General features: G+C 73.1%; 8 protein-coding genes and 2 pseudogenes. 5 read left to right on the top strand and 5 right to left on the bottom strand.

Going from position 1 to position 6,920, the window contains the following annotated elements; genetic code table 11:
• Positions 1–68: 68 nt before the first annotated feature.
• A pseudogene (locus SZN_RS34180) lies at positions 69–295 on the bottom strand (hypothetical protein).
• 58 nt (positions 296–353) lie between these two features.
• On the opposite strand from SZN_RS34180, the gene map reads away from it, so the two are divergent.
• Together map and SZN_RS34170 are read left to right on the top strand one after the other, a co-directional pair.
• Positions 354–1,211, top strand: coding sequence for a type I methionyl aminopeptidase (gene map, locus SZN_RS34175; RefSeq protein ID WP_007504238.1), 858 nt, complete (start codon positions 354–356; stop codon positions 1,209–1,211).
• Between the two features lie 123 nt (positions 1,212–1,334).
• Entirely contained in the window at positions 1,335–1,982 is a 648-nt protein-coding gene (locus SZN_RS34170; protein WP_007504237.1) for a biliverdin-producing heme oxygenase, read from the top strand.
• A 3-nt stretch (positions 1,983–1,985) separates the two neighbouring features.
• Here the strand turns inward: SZN_RS34170 and SZN_RS34165 are convergent, their stop codons facing one another.
• A complete protein-coding gene (locus tag SZN_RS34165) occupies positions 1,986–2,630 on the bottom strand; it encodes a PhzF family phenazine biosynthesis protein (protein ID WP_007504236.1) in 645 nt (214 codons plus the stop codon).
• A gap of 76 nt (positions 2,631–2,706) precedes the next feature.
• On the opposite strand from SZN_RS34165, the pseudogene SZN_RS34160 reads away from it, so the two are divergent.
• Both SZN_RS34160 and SZN_RS34155 read left to right on the top strand, forming a co-directional pair.
• Positions 2,707–3,000 (top strand): annotated as a pseudogene (locus SZN_RS34160) (FTR1 family protein); the annotation flags it as partial.
• Positions 2,969–3,952 (top strand): SCO2278 family lipoprotein, encoded by a 984-nt coding sequence (locus tag SZN_RS34155; RefSeq protein WP_043734630.1) that lies wholly within the window; start codon positions 2,969–2,971, stop codon positions 3,950–3,952. The pseudogene SZN_RS34160 and the gene SZN_RS34155, both read left to right, overlap by 32 nt.
• A gap of 19 nt (positions 3,953–3,971) precedes the next feature.
• On the opposite strand, the gene SZN_RS34150 is transcribed toward SZN_RS34155, so the two are convergent.
• Positions 3,972–4,703, bottom strand: a complete 732-nt coding sequence (locus SZN_RS34150; protein WP_007504230.1) for a bifunctional DNA primase/polymerase — start codon at positions 4,701–4,703, stop codon at positions 3,972–3,974.
• A 156-nt stretch (positions 4,704–4,859) separates the two neighbouring features.
• On the bottom strand, positions 4,860–5,501 hold the full coding sequence (locus tag SZN_RS34145; RefSeq protein ID WP_007504228.1) for a TetR/AcrR family transcriptional regulator: 642 nt from the start codon (positions 5,499–5,501) through the stop codon (positions 4,860–4,862).
• A 132-nt stretch (positions 5,502–5,633) separates the two neighbouring features.
• Here SZN_RS34145 and SZN_RS41125 point away from each other — a divergent pair, with 132 nt between their 5' ends.
• Positions 5,634–5,834 (top strand): DUF6243 family protein, encoded by a 201-nt coding sequence (locus SZN_RS41125; RefSeq protein ID WP_139063652.1) that lies wholly within the window; start codon positions 5,634–5,636, stop codon positions 5,832–5,834.
• A 59-nt stretch (positions 5,835–5,893) separates the two neighbouring features.
• Here the strand turns inward: SZN_RS41125 and SZN_RS34140 are convergent, their stop codons facing one another.
• Positions 5,894–6,898: a small ribosomal subunit Rsm22 family protein gene (locus SZN_RS34140; RefSeq protein ID WP_007504224.1), complete on the bottom strand. Its 1,005-nt coding sequence runs from the start codon at positions 6,896–6,898 to the stop codon at positions 5,894–5,896.
• Between the last annotated feature and the right edge of the window lie 22 nt (positions 6,899–6,920).

Genomic DNA, 6,920 nt, shown 5'->3' with positions numbered 1-6,920 from the left:
CCCGCCAAGGACCGCTTCGGGCCCTACGGCAGCACGGCCCGGGGCCGGCGGCGGCGCCGGCCCGGTGGTCAGGTCTCGTCCCTCCGGCTCCCGGCGTCGTGCCAGCGGGGTCGTTCTCCCACTCCTGGTTGCGTTCGCGCGCGAGGTCCATGGCGTGCTGGGCCTCCTCGCGGCTGCCGTAGGGCCCGAAGCGGTCCTTGGCGGGGCAGTCCGGCCCCTCCTCGACCTTCTTGTGGACCAGGCAGTAGTACCACTCGCCGGGCTTCCCGACCGTGCGCTTCTTGAACAGGGCCATGACCAGCTCCTCTCGCCATCGACATGTTCCCCCATGCCCGCTGGTTAGACTCGCCGGCATGTCTGGCCAGTCGCTGATCGCCCCGGGGGAGCTGTCCCCCACCCGTTCCGTGCCCGGAAACATCCGGCGCCCCGAGTACGTCGGCAAGCCCGCCCCGGCGCCGTACACGGGCCCCGAGGTGCAGACCCCGGAGACCGTGGAGGCGATGCGGACCGCCGGCCGGATCGCGGCCCGCGCGATGGCGGCGGCGGCCGAGCTGATCGCCCCCGGCGTCACCACCGACGAGCTGGACAGGGTCGCGCACACGTACATGTGCGACCACGGCGCCTACCCCTCCACCCTCGGCTACCGCGGTTTCCCCAAGTCGCTGTGCACCAGCGTCAACGAGGTGATCTGCCACGGCATCCCGGACTCGACGGTGCTGCGCGACGGGGACATCGTGAACCTCGACGTGACGGCGTACATCGGCGGCGTCCACGGCGACAACAACGCCACGTACCTCGTGGGCGACGTGGACGAGGAGAGCCGTCTGCTCGTCGAGCGCACCCGGGAGTCCCTGAACCGCGCGATCAACGCCGTCCGGCCGGGCCGCCAGATCAATGTGATCGGCCGCGTGATCGAGTCGTACGCCAAGCGCTTCGGCTACGGGGTGGTCCGCGACTTCACGGGCCACGGCATCAACTCCTCGTTCCACTCGGGCCTGATCATCCCGCACTACGACAGCCCGCACGCCACGAGCGTCATCCAGCCCGGGATGACGTTCACGATCGAGCCGATGCTGACCCTGGGCACCCACGAGTACGACATGTGGGACGACGGCTGGACGGTCGTCACGAAGGACCGCAGGCGCACCGCGCAGTTCGAGCACACCCTCGTGGTGACGGAGACGGGGACGGAGATCCTCACCCTCCCCTGACCCCGCCCCGCCCGCACCCGTCCTCCCCTCCTGCGGAGGACGGGTTTTCTCTGTACCCTTTTTACCGACACCACGTCGGCAAACCTCTTGACTTAGGTAAACCTAACCTCAGAAGATACCGCCATGGACTCCTTCTCGACCGTCATCCGCACCGCCTCCCACGAGCAGCACGTGGAGGCGGAGACCTCGACGTTCATGAGTGACCTGCTCGGCGGCAGGCTGGGGGTGGACGCCTACGCGCGCTACACCGAGCAACTGTGGTTCGTCTACGAGGCGCTGGAGTCCGGCACCGGCCGGCTGGCGTCCGACCCGGTGGCCGGCCCCTTCGTCCAGCCGGAGCTGCTCCGGCTGCCGTCCCTGGAGCGGGACCTCGCCCATCTGCGCGGCCCCGGCTGGCGGTCGAAGGCGTCCGCGCTCCCCGCCACCCGCGCCTACGCGGACCGCATCCGCGCCTGCGCCGCCGACTGGCCGTCCGGCTGGGTCGCCCACCACTACACCCGCTACCTGGGCGACCTCTCCGGCGGCCAGATCATCCGCGACAAGGCGGAGCGGACCTGGGGCTTCGCCCGCAAGGGCGACGGGGTCCGCTTCTACGTCTTCGACCAGATCACCAACCCGGCCGCCTTCAAGCGCGGTTACCGCGAACTCCTCGACGCGGTCCCGGCGGACGACCTGGAGAAGCAGCGGATCGTGGCCGAGTGCAAGCGGGCCTTCGCACTGAACACGGCGGTGTTCCGGGCCCTGGGCGAGGAGTTCCCGCTGTCGGCCTGAGCGTCAGCGCTCCAGGACCACCCGTCCCCCGAGTTCGACCCAGTCCCCCGGCTGAGGAGCCGTCAGCAGCTGCGAGCCCGCGCCCTGCGTGATGTTCAGGGCGCGGCCCAGCCGATGGGTGAGCTGGATGGCCGCGGCACCGGTCGCCTCGTCCTCCTCGACCCCGTCCCCCCGCCCGGGGAACCCCCGGGCCCGCACCCGCCCGGCGGCCTCGTCCTCGAAGGCCCAGGCGTAGATCCAGGTACCGGCCGGGGGCACCTCCAGCTCCTCGACCTCGGCGGCGCTCGCGTACCGCCGCAGCGTCCGCGCCGGCGCCCACTCCGGGCGGGCCTCGATCCAGCAGAACTCCCCGTCGATCCGGACGCCCACCACCCCGGCGGGCGTGACGAGTTCGGGCACGTCCAGCAGCCAGCCGGCGCCCACGCACGGATACCCGGCGAAGTCCAGCCGTACGGAAGGCGTGTAGATGTCGATGATCCCCCGCTCGGGATCGTCGACGAAGACGGTCTCGCTGAACCCCAGTTTCGCGGCCAGTTCCTGCCGCTCCCCCCGCCCGGGAACCGCCGACCCGTCCCGGACGACGCCGAGTTCATTGCCGTAACCGCCCTTGGGCCCGCAGAAGACGCGGAGGACGTCGTAATCAGTCACGAGGGCATTGAACCAGCGCTCCAGGCGAAGCCGGGCACGACGGAAGGGAACCGCACGGGACCGGCCGCCCACCACGGCGGCGGGCGTGCCGGCGTACGGCTTCCACGATCTCCAGGAGGCGCGCCGGCTGCCGGGGTTGGGCGACACGGCGTTCGACGTCAGCGCCACGGTCGATCCGGCGAGCTGGTACGGGGCCCTGCTGAAGGGCGTGTTCGACTTCCAGCCGGACCCGACCGTCCTCCAGGTCACGGTGTGGCTGCTGTACCTGGTCCCGACGCTCGCGCTGTTCCTCGCCCCGGTAGGGTTCGCCTCCGGGAAGGGGAAGGTGAAGGAACCGGATGAGCAGGGATCGCGGCCCTCGAAGGCTTGACCGGGGCGTGCTGGCGGCGGCCTCGGTGACCGCTTTGTCGTTGACGGCGAGCGGCTGCGTGGTGGTCCGCGGGGAGAAGGAGGTCCTTCCCTCGGCCACCAGGGCCGAAGCCGCGAAGGCGCTCCGGCAGTTCACCACCGCGTACAACGCGGCCGACAAGTCCTACGACAGTTCCCTGGACGCCGACCGGGTCACCGGTGCGCTCGGCGCCATCGACGCGGCGCGGCTGAAGGCGGGCCGGGCGACCAGCCCCGGCGGCAACCCCGCGCACACCCCGCTGGTGCTGTCGGACGCGAGGATCACGATTCCCGCGAAGGCGGGCTGGCCGCGCTGGTTCGTCGCCGACACGGCCGCCAACAAGGGCGGCACGGCGCGCTGGGTCTTCGTGTTCACCCGCGACGGCCTGGACGATCCGTGGGCGGCGGCGTATCTGACGCTGCTGGACCCGGACGTCGTACCGGAGTTCAAGAAGGACGCGAACGGCTGGGCGGAGGCCGTCCCCGCGAACTCGGCCGAACTGGCGGTGCCGCCGCGGTACTTGAGCAAGGAGTACGTCTCCTACCTCAAGGGCGGCGGGGTGAAGTTCGCGCCGGGCAGCCACACGAGCCGCTGGCGCGCGGAGCGGCGCAGGAACGCCGAACGGCCGGGCCTGGTGCGGCAGTACCTCGACGAGCCCCTGACACAGGGCGACTACGCGCCGCTGGCGCTGCGCACGGCCGACGGCGGGGCGCTGGTGTTCTTCGCGACCCGGCACTTCGAGAAGCAGACGGCGGCGCAGGGCGCCTCCGTGCCGGTGCCGAACAAGGCGGTGCGGGCGCTGACGGAGGGCGAGATCAAGCAGTCGCTGACGCTGGAGTTCGTCTCCAACGAGGTGGCACGGGTGCCCGAGGGTTCGGGCCGGGTCGAGATACTCGGCCGGATCCAGGGCATGACGTCCGCGAAGGGCGAGTAGCGGCGCCGCGCGCGCCGGTTCAGTGGCGCGTGGGCCAGGCCGCGGAGACGTGGTCGTGCTCGTCGCCGACGTGCCGGGCGCACTCGTCGGTGAGCACCTCCAGCACGTTCAGCGGGTCGGGCAGCGGATGCTCGGGGCCGCGCACCCAGTGCACGCCCTGGCCCTCGCCGGTGAGCCGGGCGGGCGGGACGAGGACGTAGGAGCCGCGGCAGTGCCAGCGCAGTCCCGGGTGCTCGTCCATGGTCTCGGGGTGGCAGTCCAGCTCGCAGGGCCACCACTCGTCCTCGTCCTCGGGGGTGCCGCGGGTGAGGGTGAAGAAGAGCATGCGGCCGTCGTCGCTCTCGGCGACCGGGCCGACCTCGATGCCGGAGTCGAGCAGTCGCCGCAGGGCCTGGCGGCCCGCCTCGGCCGGTACGTCGAGGACGTCGTGCACCATGCCGGTCGCGGTGATGAAGTTGGCCTGCGGCTGGTGCCGGGCCCAGCGCTCGATCTGGCCGCTGTCGGTGGTGGACTGCGTCTGCCAGGCGAAGGACACCGGGTGCCGGGCGGGGGTGGGGCAGCCGACCCGGTCGCAGGAGCAGCGGTAGCCGGCCGGGTGGGCGGCGGGCGCGAGGGGCAGTCCGGCGGCGGCGGCGGCGAGCAGCAGCTCTTCTCTGCCGCCGTCCCCGGCGGTGCCCTTGGGGCGGCGTCCGCGCAGCCACTGGGAGAGTTTGCCCTGCAGGCCGGTCGGGCCGCCCAACTCCGCGCTCATCTATCCCCTCGCCTCGCCGTCGTGCGCTCCAGCATGCCCTATGGTCGCACCCTCGTGCGCCCCGGGGGACCGCAGCGGACGAGCGGGCCAGGTGGGGCGAGCCGTACACACCGCCCTGAACTGGGAAAACACACTGCGTGACGGGATGGGGCAGGGCTACCGGGAGCGGGGGGCGAGCCCGTACAGGGCGTAGTCGACCAGGGTGTCCGTGTAGGCGTACGTGATGGGGCCGGTGTGCTGGAGCCAGCGCTGGGCCAGCGGGGAGACGAACAGCTCCAGCGCGATGCGGGGGTCGAGGTCGGGGCGCAGGTCGCCGGCCTCCTGCGCGGAGCGCAGCCGCTGGACGTAGAGCTGGAGCGAGGGTTCGAGGAGCTTGGCGACGTACTGCCGGCCGAGCGCCTCGTCGACCAGGCCCTCGGCGGCGAGCGCGCGGGAGGGGGCGTCGAAGCGGGGGTCCTTCAGTTCGTCGACCGTGGCGCGCAGGACGGCCTTCAGGTCGGCGGCGAGGTCTCCGGTGTCCGGAATGGCGGACGGCTCCTGCGCGGCGTCCCGCGGCGGATGCCCGGCGAGGTCGAGGAAGGCTTCCATCAGCACCTCCGCCTTGGAGGGCCACCAGCGGTAGATCGTCTGCTTGCCGACGCCCGCGCGGGCGGCGATGCCCTCGATGGTGGTCCGCGGGTAGCCGGCCTCGACGACGAGGGCGAGGGCGGCGTCGTAGATGGCCCGGCGGGACTTCTCGCTGCGGCGGGTGGGGCGGGGGGCCGGGGCCGCGGGACGGGCGGGCTGCTGGGATGCCATGGACCGAATGTAGCAGGTTGACAAGACGCGACGTCTCGCGCAATCTGGTCTTGGACGAGACGAACCGTATCGTTCGCACTCCTGGGGGTTCGCACTCCGAGGGGGTTCGCACTCCGAGGGAAGGAGGCCACCATGGCCCGAGGCGGAGCGGGAAGCATGCTGGGCGTCGGCGGCACCCGGCGCAACCTCGGCCGCGGCGCGCTGCGCGGCGGCGGGGCAGGGCGGATCGGCGGCGGGGCCGACCCCGACCCGCGGAAGAAGGAGCTGCTGCGCAGGCTCCGGGAGCGGGAGGAGCAGCGGCGCGGCGGCGAACCGGCCGACGGGTCGCCGTGACCCGGCCGGACGGGGCGGCGGGCCGGGTCGCCGCCGATCCTCCCTGCCGCGCCGCCCGCCTACCCGTCCTCGCCCGCGTCCGCGGGCGGCCAGGCGTCGCCCCAGTCGGCGTCGCGGGCGGCGCGGTAGAGGTCGCCGTGCCGCTTGGTGACCGTGGTGCGGCGCAGGGACGGCTCCGTCTCGCACAGGTCGAGCAGGACCTGGCCCTTGCGGATCTGCGGTCGGCGTACGACACGGGCGGGCACCGGGGCCACCGGCAGCCGGGCGGCGGCGACATAGCTGAACTTCTCGTCCTCGTAGGCGAGGGAGCCGCCCTTGATCTGCCGGTGCAGTGAGGAGCGGCTGACCCGGGCCGAGAAGTGGCACCAGTCCGTGCCGGGCGCGATCGGGCAGCCCGCGCTGTGCGGGCAGGGGGCGGCGATCCGGAACCCGGCCGCGACGAGCCGGTCGCGTGCCGCGATGACGCGCGCGTAGCCGCCGGGGGTGCCGGGCTCGACGATCACGACGGCCCCGGCGGCGTGCGCGACGGCGTCCAGGAGCCCGGCGCGGTCGGACTCGGTGAGTTCGTTCAGGACGTAGGAGACGGTGACGAGGTCGACGGGGTCCGGGGCGAGGCCGGGGCCGATCCGGGTCCGCTGCCAACGGGCCTGCTTCAGCGCCGGGTTGGCCTCGGCGATCTCCCGGCCGATGGCCAGCGCGGGTTCCGCCCAGTCCAGTACGGTCACCTCGCGCTCGCCCGGCCAGGTCGCGGAGACGGCCCAGGTCGCCGCGCCGGTCCCGCCGCCCACGTCGAGGTGGCTCGCGGGCGCCCACCCCGGCACGGCCCCGGCGAACGCCGCCAGCGCGGAGCGGACGGCCTCGAAGGTGGCGGGCATCCGGTACGCGGCGTAGGCGGCGACGTCGGCGCGGTCGCGCAGGATGGGGCTGTCGGTCGGCGTGGCCCCGCGGTAGCTGGCGATCAGCCGCTCGACGGCCTGCGCGGCCCGCCGGGGCGGAAGCCCGTCGAGCAGGGACGCGAGCGCGTCGCGGAGGGCATCGGCGGACGGCGGGGCGGGGAGGTTCACCCACCGATTCTACGAGCCCTCA

The organism is Streptomyces zinciresistens K42 (assembly GCF_000225525.1).
Lineage (GTDB): Bacteria > Actinomycetota > Actinomycetes > Streptomycetales > Streptomycetaceae > Streptomyces > Streptomyces zinciresistens.
The sequence above is the reverse complement of the archived record's forward strand: the minus strand, read 5'-3'. Positions and strand labels throughout refer to the sequence as shown.

Coding starts and splice junctions, on each gene's coding strand:
- SZN_RS41125 (WP_139063652.1), top strand. CDS start 5,634: ATGGCCCGAGGCGGAGCGGGAAGCATGCTGGGCGTCGGCGGCACCCGG.
- SZN_RS34145 (WP_007504228.1), bottom strand. CDS start 5,501: ATGGCATCCCAGCAGCCCGCCCGTCCCGCGGCCCCGGCCCCCCGCCCC.
- SZN_RS34150 (WP_007504230.1), bottom strand. CDS start 4,703: ATGAGCGCGGAGTTGGGCGGCCCGACCGGCCTGCAGGGCAAACTCTCC.
- map (WP_007504238.1), top strand. CDS start 354: ATGTCTGGCCAGTCGCTGATCGCCCCGGGGGAGCTGTCCCCCACCCGT.
- SZN_RS34170 (WP_007504237.1), top strand. CDS start 1,335: ATGGACTCCTTCTCGACCGTCATCCGCACCGCCTCCCACGAGCAGCAC.
- SZN_RS34155 (WP_043734630.1), top strand. CDS start 2,969: ATGAGCAGGGATCGCGGCCCTCGAAGGCTTGACCGGGGCGTGCTGGCG.